Source organism: Streptomyces sp. NPDC006923 (assembly GCF_040635655.1).
Classification (GTDB): Bacteria; Actinomycetota; Actinomycetes; order Streptomycetales; family Streptomycetaceae; genus Streptomyces.
In genome coordinates this window covers 1-17,835 of the sequence record NZ_JBEYIF010000022.1, presented here as the reverse complement: position 1 = coordinate 17,835, position 17,835 = coordinate 1, and the positions used below count along the sequence as shown (strand labels likewise).

General features: G+C 66.5%; 19 protein-coding genes and 1 pseudogene. 9 read left to right on the top strand and 11 right to left on the bottom strand.

Annotated features, from left to right (window positions below; translation table 11 throughout):
• Window positions 1–5: 5 nt before the first annotated feature.
• The gene (locus ABZ707_RS29995) at window positions 6–1,319 is read left to right on the top strand and encodes a DUF317 domain-containing protein (RefSeq protein WP_360180893.1); all 1,314 of its coding nucleotides are present in this window, start codon (window positions 6–8) and stop codon (window positions 1,317–1,319) included.
• A gap of 391 nt (window positions 1,320–1,710) precedes the next feature.
• The gene (locus tag ABZ707_RS29990) at window positions 1,711–2,028 is read left to right on the top strand and encodes a beta-Ig-H3/fasciclin (protein ID WP_360180892.1); all 318 of its coding nucleotides are present in this window, start codon (window positions 1,711–1,713) and stop codon (window positions 2,026–2,028) included.
• Window positions 2,029–2,865: 837 nt separating this feature from the next.
• Here the strand turns inward: ABZ707_RS29990 and ABZ707_RS29985 are convergent.
• Window positions 2,866–3,687, bottom strand: coding sequence for a transposase family protein (locus ABZ707_RS29985; protein ID WP_360180890.1), 822 nt, complete (start codon window positions 3,685–3,687; stop codon window positions 2,866–2,868).
• Window positions 3,688–4,419: 732 nt separating this feature from the next.
• Between ABZ707_RS29985 and ABZ707_RS29980 the strand changes: the two genes are divergently transcribed.
• The 4 genes from ABZ707_RS29980 to ABZ707_RS29965 all read left to right on the top strand — a co-directional run bounded on the left by ABZ707_RS29980 (window position 4,420) and on the right by ABZ707_RS29965 (window position 7,523).
• Entirely contained in the window at window positions 4,420–4,671 is a 252-nt protein-coding gene (locus ABZ707_RS29980) for a hypothetical protein (protein ID WP_360180888.1), read from the top strand.
• Between the two features lie 305 nt (window positions 4,672–4,976).
• Complete coding sequence (locus tag ABZ707_RS29975; protein WP_360180886.1) at window positions 4,977–5,837, top strand: helix-turn-helix domain-containing protein; 861 nt, start codon at window positions 4,977–4,979, stop codon at window positions 5,835–5,837.
• Window positions 5,838–5,884: 47 nt separating this feature from the next.
• Window positions 5,885–6,289 carry a hypothetical protein gene (locus tag ABZ707_RS29970; RefSeq protein ID WP_360180884.1) on the top strand — a complete coding sequence of 135 codons (405 nt, stop codon included), beginning with the start codon at window positions 5,885–5,887 and terminating at the stop codon, window positions 6,287–6,289.
• Between the two features lie 421 nt (window positions 6,290–6,710).
• Window positions 6,711–7,523 (top strand): SAM-dependent methyltransferase, encoded by an 813-nt coding sequence (locus ABZ707_RS29965; protein ID WP_360180882.1) that lies wholly within the window; start codon window positions 6,711–6,713, stop codon window positions 7,521–7,523.
• Between the two features lie 26 nt (window positions 7,524–7,549).
• On the opposite strand, the gene ABZ707_RS29960 is transcribed toward ABZ707_RS29965, so the two are convergent.
• Together ABZ707_RS29960 and ABZ707_RS29955 are read right to left on the bottom strand one after the other, a co-directional pair.
• Window positions 7,550–8,455, bottom strand: coding sequence for a DUF5753 domain-containing protein (locus tag ABZ707_RS29960; RefSeq protein WP_360180880.1), 906 nt, complete (start codon window positions 8,453–8,455; stop codon window positions 7,550–7,552).
• Window positions 8,456–8,547: 92 nt separating this feature from the next.
• Entirely contained in the window at window positions 8,548–8,781 is a 234-nt protein-coding gene (locus ABZ707_RS29955; RefSeq protein WP_360180878.1) for a DUF397 domain-containing protein, read from the bottom strand.
• A gap of 264 nt (window positions 8,782–9,045) precedes the next feature.
• Between ABZ707_RS29955 and ABZ707_RS29950 the strand changes: the two genes are divergently transcribed.
• Window positions 9,046–9,207: a hypothetical protein gene (locus ABZ707_RS29950; protein ID WP_360180876.1), complete on the top strand. Its 162-nt coding sequence runs from the start codon at window positions 9,046–9,048 to the stop codon at window positions 9,205–9,207.
• A 90-nt stretch (window positions 9,208–9,297) separates the two neighbouring features.
• On the opposite strand, the gene ABZ707_RS29945 is transcribed toward ABZ707_RS29950, so the two are convergent.
• The 4 genes and pseudogenes from ABZ707_RS29945 to ABZ707_RS29930 form a co-directional block, all read right to left on the bottom strand.
• Window positions 9,298–10,122 carry a PIN domain-containing protein gene (locus tag ABZ707_RS29945; protein WP_360180874.1) on the bottom strand — a complete coding sequence of 275 codons (825 nt, stop codon included), beginning with the start codon at window positions 10,120–10,122 and terminating at the stop codon, window positions 9,298–9,300.
• 55 nt (window positions 10,123–10,177) lie between these two features.
• Complete coding sequence (locus tag ABZ707_RS29940) at window positions 10,178–11,113, bottom strand: hypothetical protein (protein WP_360180872.1); 936 nt, start codon at window positions 11,111–11,113, stop codon at window positions 10,178–10,180.
• A 386-nt stretch (window positions 11,114–11,499) separates the two neighbouring features.
• Window positions 11,500–11,751 carry a hypothetical protein gene (locus tag ABZ707_RS29935; RefSeq protein ID WP_360180870.1) on the bottom strand — a complete coding sequence of 84 codons (252 nt, stop codon included), beginning with the start codon at window positions 11,749–11,751 and terminating at the stop codon, window positions 11,500–11,502.
• Between the two features lie 50 nt (window positions 11,752–11,801).
• A pseudogene (locus tag ABZ707_RS29930) lies at window positions 11,802–12,443 on the bottom strand (ATP-dependent DNA ligase); the annotation flags it as partial.
• 460 nt (window positions 12,444–12,903) lie between these two features.
• Here ABZ707_RS29930 and ABZ707_RS29925 point away from each other — a divergent pair.
• On the top strand, window positions 12,904–13,233 hold the full coding sequence (locus ABZ707_RS29925; RefSeq protein WP_360180868.1) for a GNAT family N-acetyltransferase: 330 nt from the start codon (window positions 12,904–12,906) through the stop codon (window positions 13,231–13,233).
• 248 nt (window positions 13,234–13,481) lie between these two features.
• Here the strand turns inward: ABZ707_RS29925 and ABZ707_RS29920 are convergent, their stop codons facing one another.
• Together ABZ707_RS29920 and ABZ707_RS29915 are read right to left on the bottom strand one after the other, a co-directional pair.
• Window positions 13,482–13,895, bottom strand: coding sequence for a hypothetical protein (locus ABZ707_RS29920; protein ID WP_360180866.1), 414 nt, complete (start codon window positions 13,893–13,895; stop codon window positions 13,482–13,484).
• A 230-nt stretch (window positions 13,896–14,125) separates the two neighbouring features.
• A complete protein-coding gene (locus tag ABZ707_RS29915; RefSeq protein WP_360180864.1) occupies window positions 14,126–14,401 on the bottom strand; it encodes a winged helix-turn-helix domain-containing protein in 276 nt (91 codons plus the stop codon).
• 186 nt (window positions 14,402–14,587) lie between these two features.
• Here ABZ707_RS29915 and ABZ707_RS29910 point away from each other — a divergent pair, with 186 nt between their 5' ends.
• Window positions 14,588–14,890, top strand: a complete 303-nt coding sequence (locus ABZ707_RS29910; RefSeq protein ID WP_360180862.1) for a hypothetical protein — start codon at window positions 14,588–14,590, stop codon at window positions 14,888–14,890.
• Window positions 14,891–15,766: 876 nt separating this feature from the next.
• Here ABZ707_RS29910 and ABZ707_RS29905 read toward each other — a convergent pair.
• Window positions 15,767–15,961: a hypothetical protein gene (locus ABZ707_RS29905; RefSeq protein ID WP_360180860.1), complete on the bottom strand. Its 195-nt coding sequence runs from the start codon at window positions 15,959–15,961 to the stop codon at window positions 15,767–15,769.
• A gap of 473 nt (window positions 15,962–16,434) precedes the next feature.
• Entirely contained in the window at window positions 16,435–17,328 is an 894-nt protein-coding gene (locus ABZ707_RS29900) for a DUF5655 domain-containing protein (protein WP_360180858.1), read from the bottom strand.
• Window positions 17,329–17,835: the final 507 nt, after the last annotated feature.

Here is a 17,835-nt window from a genome sequence, read left to right as displayed (position 1 = left end):
CCCCTGTGTCCCATCCCGTCACCAACGTCCAAGTCCACCTCGCACAGCACCCGGACCACACCTCCGCCGTCACCGCCACCCTCACCGGAGCCGACACCTACCTCGCCCGCGCGCTGCTGACCACGCACGGCTTCCGCCAGGCCGACACCCGGACGATGATCCTCGTGCGCATCGACCACGAAGAGCCCTACTACACCGACCGGGCCGCCCACGCCCTGCGCCAAGACGGCATCACCGTCGAGATCGACCCGGGACTCCAGGAGGCCATCGACACCGAGTGGACCTGGGCCAACTATCCGATGCACTGGCTCAACCGGGAGGAGATCCGCGGGGTCTCCGACGACGCGCAGAAGATCCACGACGACATCGCCGCGGGGTGCCTGACAATCCACCTCCAAGCGCACGACGGCTGGACCATCGTCGCCGTCGGCACCTACCGCGACGTCGGTACCGACCGCGACGGCCAGAGCGTTCACCTGCACGGCGAAGACCACCTGCGTGTCATCGCCTCCGTCTACGAATCTCCCGCCAGGGCCATCGCGGAGTTCCAGCGCCTCAACGGCGAATCCGTCCGTCCCGGCCCGGCGCCGACCACCCACACCGAGCGCGCGGCAGCCGAACTCCTCGCCACCACGACCAGACCAGGAGCCCCGCCGACAGACCACGTCGAAGAAGCGCCCCGGTCTGAGCAGGCCCGCACGGAGCTTGTCCCCGTCTACGCAGCCGACCCCGGCAACCACGAATCGCTCACCTTGCGTGCCGAGTTCGTCCACGACACCGGTCCCGGAGACACCAACTGGACGATCGCCGCCTACAAGTCACCCATCGGGGACCGCACCTGGCATGCCACCGCCACCACCGGCACACCCGTCGAGATCGTGCACACGCTGCTCGACACCCTCGCCTCCGCAACTGCGCGCGGACTGGACCTCAGCGACACCGTCTCCGCACAGACCATCGCCCAGGCCACCCGCCCTCTCACCGACAGCGGATGGAAGCAAACCGCCGGCGGACGCTGGATCACGTGGAGCCCGCCGAACGGGGACGCCGCCGGTGTTCGGTTCGACGCCTTCGCCGCCCAAGATAGAGCCCTCCCAGCTTGGTTGATCTGGGGAGGCAACACCGCAGACCGCCCGGCCTGGGCCCTCCACGCCTCCCCCCACACCCCCGTCATCGCCCTGCAGGCCCTCACCTTCGAACTTTCCCAAGGCGAAGGACACCGTCACCTCCCCACCGCCCGCGGCCGGCATGATCAATCAGCCCCCGCCCCAGCAGCACCCCCGCCCCTCTACGCAGCCAGCCCTCCACGGCCGCGCTAATCCCTGAGTACCTTTACGACATCGAAGAGGCCAGCCGCCAGGACGGCCCCCAGCGGACGCGCCCGAACCGATTCACCGCCTGGCCCAACGCGAGACAGGCGAAGGCCCCGCTCGCGAGGGCGGGGCCGGTTGAGCTCCCTGTGCCTAGGGCCGGTTGAGAGTGAGGGCGCGAACTGTCCGGTGGAATTCGCCTGTGCCACCGTGCTGCCCTACGGACACCCGTACCGCCAGCCGGCGCCCCGCAGGGCTCCGGCTGGGCGAGACCGAGCACTCAATGGGCCGACCAAGCGAAAGATTCCAGTAGTGCTCGGTGACCGTCAGCGGTATTCCCACGGGTTCATCGCGTCGATCAGATCGGTGTCGATCGTGAATACCAGCCCGGGAGACCGTCATGCGTCTGACCAGCAGATTTACCCGGGGGATAATCGTTCTCGCGGCGCTCGGGGGGAGCCTGGCGCTCACCCCCACCGCCGTCCACGCGGCGCCGGCACCGGCGACCACCGCACCGTCCTGTGTCTCGCGGTCGGTGTACACCACGCCCGGCGGCTTCGACGTGTACCTGAAGAACAACTGCGCGGGCACCATGTCCGTGCAGGTCGACGTGAGCAGCGGTGGCGACAGCCCGTGTTACGTCCTGTCGGCCGGAGCTGACGAGACATTCGAGTACCGGGGGGTCTTCGGCAATTACTTCAAGACCATCCTGTGCTGAGGCGCGCCACCGCCGTCCGCAGTACGTGAGGTGCCGCCTTCCGGTGTGAAGAGGCCACCCGGGCGGCAGCCGTAAGGGGGTCTCGTCACCGGTGCCGGTGACGAGACCCCCGGGTTCCGTTCCGGCCGCATGCGTCGTAGAGGCGGCCATGCGGCGACAGATCTACGAGATCCGGACGGGTACCGGGACCGGGGCGATGGTACGTCTGGTCGCTCTGCCGGTCCGGCTACGACAGGGTGCTCCAGTTCGGCGATCGATCGTGGCCCCGTCCGGCTACCGTTACAAGGAGTTCCGCTGTACCGGCGGGACGCTCTGGAGTCCGGGCAGTGTGTTTGCCGCCGAGATCGCCCTGCGCTGCGGCACGGGCCGCAGCCTTCAGCGTCGGCCACACAACCGTGCCCAGAGCTTGATGCCAGAACGGCCAGTGGGCCCACCGTTGCTGAATTGCCCCGCGCGTGAGGGCGAACAGGTCGCAGATTTGGCGGAAGTCCGGACACCCAACCCCTCAGCGCTCGTTCAGAAAAGTGGGCAGAGGCAATACAGTGCTGGAGTGGGATGGTTACAGCGCCCCGGAAGCAACCGCGCTGCCTCTGAGGGTGGAGCTGTCAGACCAGAGCCACGTCGTATCCCACCGTTGTGACGGTCCTGGTTCCCCGGGGGGCCTGTCGGATCGCTGTCTGGTCTTGCGGCGCGAGCGGGGCGGAGACGAGAGCGTGCGACGGCACGGCTGCCGCACCACGCGGCCCGCCTTGACGCAGCAAAGAAACTCTGAACAGCCCTTAACGAGTTGGTGCGTGATAGCGGGTGAGGCGTGTTTGGCTTGGTCGTGGCCTGTTCTCAGGTGTTGTTGGTGCGGTCGGAGACGAGGCCAGCGATGGCGCGGTAGGTGTCGGGCAGGCGGTCGCGGCGGTGGGTCCAGCGCGTCAGTTGTTTCCAGCGTTTGTGGTCGGCGAGGGCGTGTTCGACGCTGATGCGGTCGGACGAGTGGTCGTGGCGGTCGCGTTCCCACTGTTCGACTCTGCTGGGCAGTGCTCCCGGCCGCGGCTTTCTGGGCGGTGTGATCGCTTGTCCTCGGTGGTCTCGGCAGAGGCCGGGGTAGCCGACGTCCAGGAGGACCTCGACGTCGGGCAAGTGCTGGAAACAGACGGCGATGCCCTCGTTGCGCGCGGCCGTGACATCGTGCATGCGTCCAGGTCGCAGGGCATCGGTCCATAACGTGCGGCCCTGCCGGTCGGCAATGACGGTGGCCTTCATGGTGTTCCGCTTCTTCTTGCCCGATACGAACGCACGTCGGCCGCCGCGGTTGGCCGGCGGCCTCCGGATCTGGATCTCGGTAGCGTCCAGCCGCATTTCGACGCCTTCGGCCTGGGCGTAGGCGAACACGTCCGGCAGCGTCCGCAGACGCGGGCCGGGACGGTCGGGGACCGCGCACCCCCGCTCGGCCAGAAGGTGACGTATCTCCCCGATCGCGCGGGTGATGGTGGAGCGGTCGACATCGAGCAACAGGCCAAGGACCGAGTGCGGCAGATTATGGCACAGATGGATCAGCGTGGCCACCAACCGGTCGACGAACACCAGCTGGTGACGGGCGGCGGCACCCGATGCCCGCTGCCCGCTTCCTGATCCCGCCTCGTGCAGCCTGGCGGCGGCCTTCGACACCGGACTGCCACGGCATGGCCAACTCCTCTACCACGCAAGCCAGATGATGCCGCAAGATTCCAGTGACCAGTCGATGCGCCAGGACCGCCCAATTGACCATGATCGCCAGGCGACGATCATGCCACCCGCCAGCAGCGACACCTCACCCGCTATCACGCACCAACTCGTAAGGGCGAGCACTTGGGCTGGTAGGCGGCTGACACCGGATCTGCCAGCACGGCGCGCTTGGTCGGGAAGGCAAGCTGAGGGGGGCGGGTGCCACACTTCCCAACTATTGCAAATGCACGTGCATTTACACGGGATTTCGATCTCAGGCCGAAGGGGCTCCGTCACTCGATCGGGTGGCATTCAACCGTGTCGCCCCCGTTGACCGTGGCATAGGCCACGAGAGAAGCCCCAGTTCGGGCATTCCAGGGCGAACTCTTTGATCCTTCGTCCAGAGTCAAAGGAAATGAGTTGAAATCGATCGCGGTTGATCAGACACGGTCCGATAAAAGGCTCTTCGCCGCGTGCGCCGCTTTGACATCCATGGCAGGGTCTGGCGTCGCGTAGGGATTTGCATTCCGGTCGAGTTTGCAGTTCGTGCGGAAGCGTCGCGGGCGCGCTCTTGGGGCGGGTACATTCGGTGGCGTCAGGGAAACCAGGCGTGACGCCACGGGTTTCCGCCTATGTAAAGCAGGCCCCAGAGCGGTTGCAGCCGCTCCAGGGCCTGTTGATCAAGCAAGGAGAAAAATGCAGCTTGACCCTGCGCGCCGAGTGGTCTTCATTCCACTCTCGGCGCCCTTTGAACCTATCCCTCTGTCGGCGGCCCCTCAAACCGGGGTCGCGCGAATCAGGTGGATTCGCCTCGTCGTTGTCCTCATCATCCTGGTGGTGCTGACGGTCGCCGGCAGCACCGGCCTGCTGTCTGCGATGGGAACTCTCTGCGCGCTGATCGCCTCGGCCGGAGGGATCACCGTGCACTACGTCAGGATCCGTCGCTGACAGCTGGGTGAGGCCGCAGGCTTCCCGCCTGCGGCCGTTCGGTCGCCGGAGCTGTCCCGGGGACGCGCTGTCGCGCTGCCACCGAGGCCGCTCCGGCGTGCGGGAGGGAGACAGAGGTGGCTGCGCTGCGCCGTGCCTGGTGCGCTTTCTGCGGAAGCCCGTTGCGTCAGCGGAGCGGGTCGGGGCGGCCCCGGGACTACTGCGACACGACATGCCGTCGTCGGGCTCAGCGACTTCGTGATCGCCAGAGGGCGGCCCGGCAGACAAGTGACCTGCTGCCGAGCGGGACAAGTATCGCGGGGGACGTGCACGCGCTCGCGGCACACTTGATGCGCGCCGATCATCAGGGGCAGCCGCTGTCGGTGCTGCTGGGCTGTGCTTCGCGCCTGGCGCACGAGGTGAGTTGCTACGTCGGGGCAGTGGTGCGCGAGGCCCTGGAGCGCGGGGACAACTGGTCCTCGGTCGCGACGGCCGCGGGAACGGGCGAGGACACGGCCCGCTCCCTGTGGTCACGGGGCGCGGTGTCGCGGCTGCTGGCCCAGTACGCGCCGGTGCCTGAGCCACGGGCCGCTCCCGAGGATGCCGCGCCCCGACAACTTGGTGCGGCGCTGGCGTTCCTGCAGCAGAGGTCGGGGATGACGGTCGCGGAGGCCGCTGCGCATACGGGTCTTCGCCCGGCGGATCTGCTGAACGTGTTTGCCGGAGAGCAGGTGCCTCCATGGCCGGCCGTGCACATGCTGGCTGTCCTCTTCGGGGACAGGCCCGGCGACTTGGAGGCGTTGTGGCTGAGTGCCCAGAGCACCGCCGACTCGACACGACCGCATATCGGCACGGCCGCGGAAAGGCTGTGCGCTGCGCTGCGCGGCCTGCATCTCGCGGCCTCATCTCCGGACGCCACGCGCATAAGCCGTTCCGCCGGTCTCGCACCCGAGCTGATCACAGCCGTCCTGGACGGCGATCACATCCCGGACTGGCCAACCGCATGCCGGCTCGCGGTCGGCCTTGGAGCCGACCCGGCAGGTATCAGGCATCTCTGGGAAGACGTCCACTACGCCTTCCTCACCTCAGCCGACGCTTTTCCGCCCAGCGGACTGCCCCGCACCCGACCGCCCGATCCACACCACACCCCGACGCCCCGCTCTGCCACAACGGGACCGGAGAAATGACAGAAACCCACCTGCCCACCACCTCCTCTCGCCGCAGAATCCCGGCCGTGCAGCGTCTCGATTTCCGCGCCTTCCGCGAGCTGCACCACGGCCCCTACCTGCTTTACGCCGAGGCCCGCACCCGAGACACCGAGTCCGCCTCACGAGCCGTCGAAGCGGCCTTCACCGAGATCGCGCAGACCTGGAAGGAGACCTTGCTCAGCCCGAACAGCATCGCAGCGGCGTGGCGCATTCTCCGCCACGCCGTCGTCGGGCACGCGGACTGCGTAATGAGTCCAGCGCCGTCGGGCGACTGCGCTCCGCCGAACACACCCGAAGATGCCGTCGTGCTGCACCGCCAGCTCAAACTGCCACTGCACCAGGCGGCCGAACTGATGGGCATCGACGCGTCAGAGATGTGCATGCTGCTGCGCATGGCCGACCGCGAGCTGCCCACTCCCACCACCGCCTGACACCCCATAGGCAGCCGGGGCCGCTAGCGCGACCGGCGTGCCTTAAGCGTGCCGAGCCCGCTCGCACGGGCGTCCCCGACCAGACGGCCCCCACGCACCCACTGGCGGCGATGTTTACCGACAAGCGAGCGGGCACGGCGCGCCCTGCCGCGATCAGACGAAGGCGGGCGACTTGGTACTGCTGAAGTGACCGTATGGGGCCGCATGCGCGGCGCACACCGCGCCGAGACGCCCGCAGAGCCCCAGGGGCGGCGCTTGAAAACGCGCCGGGAGTGAATTTCTCACCCCTCAGGCCCCATTGCTTCGCCCTTTACCACATCACCCGGCCGTGTTGTCCTGTTCCCTGGCCGCCCACCGGCACCCCCTCTACCATGGGGAACTTCCAGCCGGAACGTCTGCTACAGGGATGACAGGGGGACGGATGGCTCAGGGTGAGAAACCCATATCTCACTTAATCGACGTCAACACACCAAGTGTCGCGCGCATATACGACTGGCTGCTGGGCGGGATCGAGAATTTCCGGTCAGACCGGGACGCCGGCCACGAGCTGCTCCGTATTGCCCCCAGCACGAAGACCTTGGCCCTCAACAACCGGGCCTTTCTGCGTCGCGTGGTGCGCGTGCTGGCCGAGACCTACGGGGTCCGGCAGTTCCTGGACCACGGATCCGGCCTGCCGACCCAGGACAACGTGCACGAAGTCGCCCAACGGGCGGCCACCGGGGCACGTACCGTGTACATCGACAACGATCCGATCGTGGGCGCCCACGGGCGCACCCGCCTGGCGCAGGACGACCAGACCGCCATGGTCCATGCCGACATGCGCGACACAGACCGCATCTTCGAGCACGCGGCGGTCCGGCGTCTCATCAATCCCCGCGAACCAGTCGCCGCCCTGTTCGTGTCCGTAATGCACTGCCTCAAGGACGACGACGTACAGCCGATGCTCCGACGCGTCACCGAACGCCTGCCCCCCGGAAGCTTCCTGGTCATCTGCCAGCTCATCAGCGACCGCAGGGACGTCCGCGACAAAGTCACCCGGCTGATGAACGACATCACCCACGACAACTGGGGCCGCGTCCGGGAAGAACACGAAGTCACCGCCTACTTCGACGGCCTGGAAATCATTCCTCCGGGACTCGGGGATGTCGTGCGCTGGCGCCCGGACACCGAGGTCATACCGCGCCCTCACGTCAGGGACTGGGTGGAGTGGGGAGGAGTCGGCCGCCTGAGCTGAGTAGACGGCCCCTCCCCGGGCGACTCTCAGCCCCGCAGCATCTGCGCTTCATACTGCCCGTGCATGTCGTTCAGGAAGTCGATGGTCTCTTCCCGGGACAGAGCGACATCCATCAGCTTCGTGATGACGAGCCGGTACTGATCCAGATACGCCGGCCTCGTCCAGTAGTCGGCCTTGGCCATCTGCTCCACGTACACCAGCTCGGAGGGACCGCCGTCGCCGAAATGCAGATGTGTGATCGGGTAGTTCGGAGCGATGGCGGCGCGGTCGAACGGCACGATAAGGACGTTGACACGTGCTTCCGTGGCCATCGCTTCCCGCAGGAACGTGATCTGTTCACACATTACTTCGGGTCCACCGACTGGACGCCGCAGAACTCCCTCATCCAGCAGGGCGAGCACCTCGGGCCGGTGGTTGCTGTGAAACAGGCTCTGGCGGTCGATCCTGGCGCGGACGTGACGGTCGATCTCCGCTTCGTCGCCCTCGGGCATCGCCGTTCTGATCACCGCCCGTGCGTAGCTCGGCGTCTGCAGCAGCCCGGGGACCACGTGTGTCTCGTAGGCCAGGATGGTGATCGCGGCCTTCTCCAGAGCGATGAGGCGGCGAAGGTATCCCGGTGTCACATCGCTGTAGGTCTTGTACCGGGCACTGTCCTGGACCTGGCGCATCAAGTTCTGGAACTCTGCCATCTGATCGGGACGCGGGCCGTAATGACGGACAAGATCGTAAGCGTCCCGCTCCTTTGGTGGACTCTCCCCCCGCTCCAGTCGGCTCATCTTCGAGACGCTGCCCCGAATGACGGGGGCCACCTCCGCGAGAGAGAGCCCGCGCTCCAGCCGAAGCCGCCGAAGGAACTCACCCAGTAAACGGGGAGCGGCCTCTGCCTTGGAATCGGGTACGGAAAGAGCGGCCACCTGAGCTATGGCGGACATGTCTGCTCCTGACGCTGACGGGACAACTCCTGCCAGTATTTCAGTCCGGAGCCCAACATGTCCGCCATAACAACCTATGGCCTGAGGTGAGTTCAGGCCGTCAGATCATCGAACTCGCCGGCCTTCACACCCGCCACAAACGCCGCCACCTCGGACCCCGTGTACACCAGCGCCGGGCCCTGCGGGAAACGGGAGTTCCGGAAGGCAACCGACCCATCCTTTAGATCCGCCAACTCAACACAGTTGCCGGTTCCCTGACTTGCTGTGCTCTTGATCCATCGTACGCCCGGAATGTCAGCCGCAGAGACGCCATTATCGAACGGCATTCGTACACACCTTTCACTCACATTCGAACAGCCCGCTTCTCATCCCGTGCCAGTTGTCGGCGACCGGGCAGGGAAATCCCATATGCAATTGCATGGAGCGGGGATTTATGAGAATCCTAGCCCTACGGCGCCCGGGCCGAAGTCCCCCGAAAGGGTTGCGGAACCGGCGGGCCCTGCAGGAAACGCCACACGTCAGACCACATATCGCCCCCAGTGGCCGTGGACGGTGCACGAGCGTTACCCGCGCCCTCCTTTCCGCCGGTCGTGCCACGGCCGGCGGAGTGGCAGAGGCACTACGCCGCGCTGCGCGAGCTGGTGGCCGACGAGGAATGTGAGGCGGACGTCTTGCCCGGCGTCACCGTCCACGGAATGGACGTCGGACGGTTCCTCGCGAAAACGGCCAACACGCTGGCCGGCAGGGCCTGATGGACGGGCAGCACGAGCGCCTGGAGCAGCTCAGCATCGCTTCGCTGGCTCCGGCCCCAGACACGCCGGGTCCTGTCAGGCCCCCGCCAACTACTTCTTCGGTTCTTCGCCGGTGCCCGCATCGGTGCGCAGCTTCAAGGTTGACAGGCTTTCCGTCCTGGCGCGCATGGCCTGACCTGTGTCGTAGGTGACAAGCTGAACCTGGCCTGCCGCGATGCCCTGAACCGCGATGACCCGGTCAACGATCTCGTCGTCCGGAATCGGAAGGCGGATGTGACCGGGTGGATCGGGCAGGATTTCCACCCCGTGGGGCACATCGGTGCCGTCTCCGTCGAGGAGCCTGTCCAGGACAGCGAGGGTGTGTCCAGCCCGCCATCGCGTATGCCGGTCCTTGGACTCCTTCAAGCGGTCCAGTTCGTCGACAACCACCATGGGAAACAGCACGCGGACTGGGCTGGCGGATTCGACGAGTTCGTTGAAGTCGACGTTCTCGAACTTCGTGTGGTGCTCGATGTAAAAGCTGGTATCCGGCACCAAGAGCGAGACCCCGCTCGGCCACCTCTCCATCTGGTTCTGGAAGGCAGCCACAGCATCACCGAGGGCAGCCGTTCTCTGCGCGGTCTCCAGACTGAGGATGCCGTTCACCAGCCTTTGCTGATCACTGCCGGCCAAGTGGCCGACGCCGTCCAGAAGCGTCTGATGCGTTCGCGTACGGACCAGCCGATCGATGTCGCGGTCACTGATCTGCGAGCTGAGCAGGTTCACCGAGTCGTTCGCCCAGACCAGGTAGGCCAGCAGACGCGCGTACGCACTCCCGTGCACTTCTCCGGTGAGGTTCCCTGCGGCCGTGTGTACGGACCGCAGAGCGTTCAGGACATTGTCCCGGTGCGCGCCGGGTATGGGTCTGACAAGCATCCGCCGATGATCTCCGTGTCGGCATTGTCGTGCCTGGGGATTTCAAGCAGCAAGATCACGCGGAAGGCAGGCCCGGAAGCACCGCCCCCGTGTATGCGGCGAGCACGCTTCCCAAGGCCCCGCTGACGACAGGGGAGTTGAGGATGCCGACGATGGATCCGCCCCATCGCTGGAGCTTGCCTGGGTCGGGAGATCCGTTGGCAGCCTCGGTTTCGAGGCGCGTGGCGAGCTGGGTGAACTCAAGAGCGTCGTCTTCCTGCAGCTCCAGAGCAGGCGCCGCCTGACGCAGAGCACGGGCGAGCATGACGACCGCCGCGGGGTCGATCCCGTCCTTGTTGGTCGTGGCGTTCATGGTGAAGTCACGACTGTTCGCAGCGATGTTGCCGGTGTTCTCCCCGATGTTGAACGTCGTATTGCCGCCGCTTTTTCGACGCTCGTACGCGCTCACGTCACCTTCAAAGTGCTCCACGCAGTCCTGCCCTTCTGCAGTGATCTCGGCTCGGGCAGGCCCCTCAAACTGCCCGGACTTATTTCCCGTGATCAGTCCCTTGGCGAGCAGGTATGCCGCTGCGCGGTCGGTCTCGCCAGGTGTCAGTCGGTCGCCCTCAAAGAGCGAGAGGGGAGATTGGAGGAGGCCGTTGACGTTGGGGGAGCCCACGCCTTCTTCGTTCTGGGCCCATAGCCAGGTCAGCAGGCCCTTGCGTGCAGCGTCACGGCGCGCTCTGGTGTCCGCTCGCCGACGTAGGCGTTCCTGCACCCATTGCAGTCCCCGTGGTGTCAGATTGGCAGATGGATCGTCCATCGTGGCGTAGCGATCGCCCAGCAGTCCCCAGGCCTTGCACGTCAGCAATAGCCGGAAGGACTGCTCTTCGTCGAGGCCGTGCAGTTCGCCGAAGGGAGTAATCGTCACGTACTCCGTCGCCTCTGCGGCCGTCTGGTCGTGAACCCACTCCACAAGGGGCTCATGTAGGGCAACAAAGTCAATGGCCATGGCCGCGCTCTCCTTGCTCAGTGCTGCAGAGATCATGAGCGTAGAACCCACCACTGACAAAGCATGGCTCCGCTCGGTGATAGGAGCACTGACCGTAAGCCTCGAACCGCGCCCGAGGCTGGTGACAGAGCTGCGCCTGTGTCGGTGTGCGGCGATGCCCGACGGCAGGCTGTCCGCCACCTGTTGGCGGCAGAAGTGAAAGCTGAGGTCAGCGCGGGCTTCTACTACGGAAGCTGTTCCAACACATTGGAGGAACTGGATGACCAACAACTGACGAGAACGGATGCCGGCCGGGGGCAGACGGAAGCGGAGTGGTCATGGCAGACCTTGAGGGCAACGTTTTCTGCATCCTGTGCTCCCGACCGCCGGGTCGGCGTCTGCCTCCTTCATCCATGATTCTCGCCGGGATGCGGCAGGCTCATGGCCTCGCGGGCGGCGTGGCGGACGGCCACCGCAACGTCAGGGCGGTTGTGTTTCTTCTCCCTGGCGAACTCGGTGATCGCCGCTTCCGCCGTCTGGGCGGCCTCCAGCCAGGGCGCCCACGCCTCCGCCGAGTAGGGGACGGCTCTCGCAGTGGCTCCTTCTTCAAGCGCTTTGCACTGGAGGTTAACCAGGACATCTGTCAGTTCGATTGCCACGGGTCCGACCCTACGGCTCGTCCCGGACGCGAGGGGCCCGCATGGCCGACTCACCCGGCTGCGGGCACCGCGCCTTCACCGAAGCGCGGTACGTCGCCGGGAGTGATGTCCAGGCGCAGCCGGGCGAAGCGCAGGGGGTGGCGGAAGATGCCGCGGTCGACGGCGGCGTCGGCGCTGACCTCCGCGACGATCTCGGGCGTCACCAGGATGGGTATCAGGGGGTCGCGGCTGCCCCACGCGGCGGTGAATCGTGCCCCGGTCCATGGGTGCCCGGGGCTGGCCGGGGTGAGGTGCTCGGCGAGTCGTCGGGCCGAGTCCGGGTCGAGCGGCACCGTGCGGCCCACGAATCTGAAGTAGCGCTCTGCGGCGTAGCGTCCTAGCAAGATCAGCTGAGGACGGTGCAGCGAGTCCGTCACGGCTCCGATCACGGCTTCGGTTGTCTGGCGGCGGCGCAGTTTCGTCCATCCTCTGACGCCCGGCCGGTAAGGCGATGCCAGGTTCTTGATCACGATTCCCTCCAGGCCGGGGATCTGGGTCCACTCCTCCAGCCACTCACGGGCCTGTGCCGCGTCGGTGGTCATCGGGCACAGGGTCCATGGTGGGTTTAGATCGGCGATCAGGGATTCCAGGAGCGCGCGGCGCTCGGCGTATGGGCGGACGAGCAGTGGGCTGCCGTCGGCCTGCAGAACATCGAAGGCGGAAGCAGGCGGGTTCCTGGATTCTCCAACGGGTCAGCGCGCGAACCCGCGCGTCCGTTTTCTCACGGTGCCGGAAGGAGTGCCCAGTTCGACGTGGGCATCCATCCTGGGCCACGTGTCATCGAGGCGCCGCTTGGCTGTCTGTCTCGGTGCCGCCGTGCGTGCCGGTTCCGACCTGAGCGCTGTCCTTCAACGTGCGGTCGCTACCAGACGGTGTGCGGTCGAAGAAGCTTCGGCGCGGCCGCCGGAAATAATCTGTGGGAGTGCTGCTCACTGCTGGTTAGTCTCACGCAGATGGAAATCCGAACGTTCGAGGAACGGGATTGGCCGCAGGTCTGGCCGATCATCGAGCAGATCATCCGCAAGGGACACCTTCTGCTACGACCCGCTGCAAAACGAGGCGCAAGCCCATGACTTGTGGGTGGTACCGCCGCCAGGGCACGTCGTAGTGGCGGTGGAGAATCAGCGCATACTCGGTACCTCCAACATGTACCCCAATCGTCCGGGCCCGGGTGCGCACATCGCCAGCGGCAACTTTATGGTCGCTCCAGAAGCACGCGGTCGGGGTGTCGGCCAGGCGTTGGGCGAGTACCTTCTGGACTGGGCGCGAAGCCGTGAATTCGCCGGCGTGCAGTTCAACGCCGTTGCGGCCTCCAACGCGCCGGCAATCAGGCTGTACGAGCGTCTCGGTTTCGCCATGATCGGCACCGTCCCCGGCGCGTTCCGGCATCCCACGCTGGGTGCGGTCGGCCTGCATGTCATGTATCACGACCTGGACTCGTGACCACTGCTGGTCTGCTGCGAGTCTGACCGGGCCCCACGCCCGAGGAAGAAGCGTCAGGCTGATGGCCCACAGACGATGTTCGTCCGGCCGCCCGCGTCGTCATGAGGGTTCCGTCCGCGCGGTGTAGCGGTTCCCGGTGCCGGATCGGGTCAATTTCGTGGGTGGTGGAGGTAGAGGTGCGGGTTCAGGGGACGTGAAGATCACCGGTGCCAAGACGAAGGCAGGGCTGGAACGGGACCTCTCAACCTTCATCCAGGCCTGATCACTGCAGCACTGCCTGCACGTGGGACGGAGCGGTTAACGAAGTGGGCGGTCGACTTGCGGGCCAGGGCGCGGGCGGTGCGGCTGCTGGCGACGGCGCGGCGCTGCAACGCCTCGAACGACAGGTCGCCGCCGGCCATGACAAGCAGTTCTCCGTCAAGGACGAGGCCGTGTGGCAGGTGCCCGGCAGCGGCGACGAGATCGGGGAAACGGTCCTGGAGCACCGCCCTGCGTCGTGACTGCAAGATCACCCCCTCGCCGGGGTCGGCGGGAGTGAAGACCAGGCAGCGGTATCCGTCGAACTTCATCTCGGCCGCGGCCCCGTAAGGCAATGGGTGCCGGCCGGGAATGATCTCGCGGGCCTGCGCGAGCATCGGCTTGACCGGAGGACGCAGCAGCACCAGAAACTCCCCGACGTCGTCGCCCCCGCCTTCCCTGTCTACGGCCGCGGTGTACGGACCGCGACCCGGGCAAAGGGCAACCCGCCGGTGACCGGTCCGCTCAGCCGTCGTTGAACTGGAAAGTGGCCCCGGATCGCCCCCGGCCCGGGGTCGCTATTTCCCGCACGCGCGTAGGAATACCAGTCAGTGGCGTGCGCTGCCCTCATGCGCCACGGTTCCGGGCCAGAGCGCTACTCGTTGCTCCCGGCTTGGTCGCCGGGCTCCTGGACGTAGGTTCCCCGCTGGGGAACGACGAAAAGAAGATCTTCCGCCACCAGGACAGCGATGGCCCGGCGCACGGTGGGGCGGGACAGGCCGTACTCCTCACCCAGCCGGGACTCGGAGGAGATGGGGCGGCGGGGCTTCCAATCCCCCCGGCGAATCCGGGCACGGATGATGCCGGCGAGCTGTTGAAAAGGGGGCTCGGGGGCATCGTGCTCGATCGCGTCATCTGGGCCGTGGTCCATAGACGCACAAGCTATCGGGAACCCTCCGGCAAGGCACATTCAGTTACATTCGCTGACGTGCCTTTACGAGGCTTTACGTCTCTTGACGTGAGGGTCTAGGCTCGGGCAGCAAAACGCCCCGGCGGACCGCGTAGGACCGGCCTGCCGGGGCTCCGACCGAGCAGCTTGCTAGGAGCTGAACGACGTATGCGTGACTCTATCGCCCGGATTTTGGTGTGGCTGCTGCTCCTGCGGCTGCCGTCCAGGAAGCGTCGCCACGGAGCCGTTCGAAAGGCGGCCCGCCATGTACCCGCGGCAGTCCGCCGTCAGCCGGGGTGGCGGGGCCCCAGTTCGGCCGAGGCCCGCGCCATCTTCCGGGACAAGGCGGCGGACCGGCTCACACCGCAGCAGCGGGAGCGGTTCTGGGCAACGGCGTTCGCCGAGATCGGCGTCGACTACCCCTACCGCTACCGGGACGACCAGTTCGCCGCCCAGGAGGCGACCGCGTGAGCGGCCCCACCGGCTCCGTCTGCTCCATCTGCCACCGGCAGACGGGTGACCCGGTCGTTATCGGTCACGTTGAGCGAATGAGCGGCCCTCCGTTCACCCGCATTGCCTGCCCAGATTGTGCCCCACCGCCGGACACCGAAGTGCCGCCCAAGGAAGGGCCCAGGTATCCGCGCGGCAACTGAACCCACGTGAAAAGCAGATGGCCCTGTCGGACCCGGAGCCGACAGGGTCCTCTGCTATCCGGAAGCTTTCCCCGCACGCCTGCTTCCGCAGCAGGACTGCTCCGTCCAGGACCGGGGATGGCTGGGCGGAAGTCGACCACGCCCGCGTGCAGCGGGCGAGGTTCCATTCCGTCCAGGCTGCGCTCGGGGGATGTCGTCGTGGTCGCATCGCCCGGGGCGGGGCGGGGCGGGGCGGGGACGGGCCGTTCATCGAAGTCGTCAGCCCCTGGGGGAGTCGCTCGACGAGCGCCGTGAGGGGATCTCGCGATCGCCTGACAACCGGCCGTTGTGCTCGGCGTGGTTGCCGCCTCGAACCGGGAGCCCGCGGACGCCTGGGAGCCCGGTGGCGGGGTCACGGAGCGCGTCGAGAAGGCGATCGGCGGAGGGGTGCCGGAGTGGTCCACATTGGCGCCGGGAGTAAGGCCGGCCAATAGGCGTCACGGTCGGCGTTGGCCAAGTGGGGGAGACATCGGGTATGTCATGGTCCACTTGAGCTGGGGCACTTCGTGTTGGTTAAACCGTGTTGCCGCCCTCGCGAGACTCGGCCCAGTGTCCACGGCCCGGCGGCGGCCGGGCTCGCGCCCTTTCGGCTTCAACCCCTACCGCACACCCGTCCACGGTGACCAGACATCCCCAGTGTCGGAATGTCGGCAACCTAATCGAACTCGGCGACGGTGGGCAGCCACTCAAAGAGCCGATGCCAGGCGCCCGGCGAGGCGGATCCCAGGGGGCCGGACGAGGCGTAAAGGACCTTCAACTCCTTGGTGGCATCCGCGTCGTCGTCTTCGGTGAGCTTGCGCACCAGTTGACGCGCGATCCTGATCGCGTAGTAGCCCACGGCCTCAGTCACATCAAGGTCATCTGCCGGAAGGGTCAAGGTGAGCAGCGGGCAATATAGGTGGTGCGCACTCGGCCGGAAAGTCGGACCTCGTCTTCCCACTCGTCACTCTCGTCCACGATCGCGTCGACCTGGACGGCCAGATGACGTCGCCAGGCCCGAGACGACGATCAGGTCTTTCCCGGTGTCCCACGTGATGCGGCGCCTCACCTGCGACGTTACCGCCGTCGGCGTGCTGTCACCGGGGAGGTTGCTGTGTAAGTAGATGTGAGGGCGCGCCGCACCTTCTGTGCGGTCCGACCACACGACACAAGGCCGTGGACGGGGCGGAATATAGCGGTGGTTCCCCGGTTAGCGAAACCGGAGAACCACCGGACCATTAACAGTCCACCGCCAGTCCCTGACCGCTCGTCGAGAGGCAGCGACACGACACCAGCCCCACAACCGAATACCGCACCGGCCGCGCCCCCGTTCTTGCCCGCGCGCTACGCCGCTGCGTAGCTGAGTCGGAGGTGGCCCTGGACGCGTTCCAGGTCTCGTTCGGTGCGCAGTTGGAGTTCGAGGTCGCCGGTACCGTGGTGGCCGATGCCCGTCACGTTCCTGGTGACGCCTGGGACGGGGTCGACCTGCTTGGGGTCGGCCTTGAGGTAGACGAGGAGCTTGGTCTGCCGTGGTGGGCAGACGCAGGCGAAGTTCCGCAGCCGCTGGTAGGCCACATACGTCTTGTTATGGACCCTGGTGATGTCCCCGCCGAGACCGAGCAGAACCTCGTCCACGGCGGTGGCCAGCTCCGCCATCGCGTCCCGGGCTCCCCGCTCGCTTCCCGCCTCGCCTCTCCGGCGGTGGCCGGCCGGGCCGTGGGATGTTGTCCGGCCGGCGACGGAGGCGACCGTCTCCAGACCGATATGGGCGTCGCCGAAGAGGCGGTAACGGACCAGGTCGATGCTGCGCCGGTGCTCGCGCACGGCGTGTACGTCGTAGCGGGTGAAGTCGCCCGCCACGCAGATCAGCCGCGGCGCGCTCCACAGAATCTGCGAAGCCGTCGACGCCCCGAGGCGATCACGAACCAGGTGCCGGAACGCATCGCGGTGGTCCATCAGCCACGACAGGTAGAACAGTCCCTGGTTGATAACACCCGCGTCTGTGCCCCGCTTGTACTCTACGATCACCGGAGCCCCGTTCTCGTCGATCCCCAGGGAGTCGATCCGACCACCGTGCACCGGACCCGTGCTGTACTCGCTCGCCAGGAACCGCACCCCGAGCATTGTCTCCATGTGTGCCTCGATCAGGCCCTGCACATCCGCCTCGACCTCAGCAAGCCGCGGCATGACCTCAGTCACGCCGCTTTTCGTCGCGTGGAACAGCTTCAGGCCCGACACCTTCCCCTCCTCGATTCGGAGATCGACAACGTCGGGCCAGTGCGGAATTGTTTCCGCGTGGGCCTTTGGAGCCGTGAAGAAAGCGCGAACGCCGTCCGCTCGACGGACTCTGCTCCCCCCTTTACGAAGCTGCGGCCCGCGAACCAGCACGGGAGCCTCACCGGCATCCCAGCACGATCCCAGCACGGTAGGGGTGATGACGGGTGACGAGGGGTCAGCTTTCCCAGCACCATCCCAGCACGGGAAAAAATCAGGGGCCCGACTCAGAAGAGCCGGACCCCTTCTGACCTGCACATTTGCCAGATCAGTGATGTGGTGGTAAGTAACCCGCTACACGTTGAAGCGGAATTCGACCACGTCACGACACGTCGACGCAGGTAGCCAGCGGCCAAGCCCACCGCACCCCTCCCACCTAGGGCGTGTTTTGAAAGTTGGCCGATCCCCTCGTCCCGTGCCGTGATGATCTCGGTGTGGGACGAGGGGATCTTTCTGACGAGCAGTGGTCGG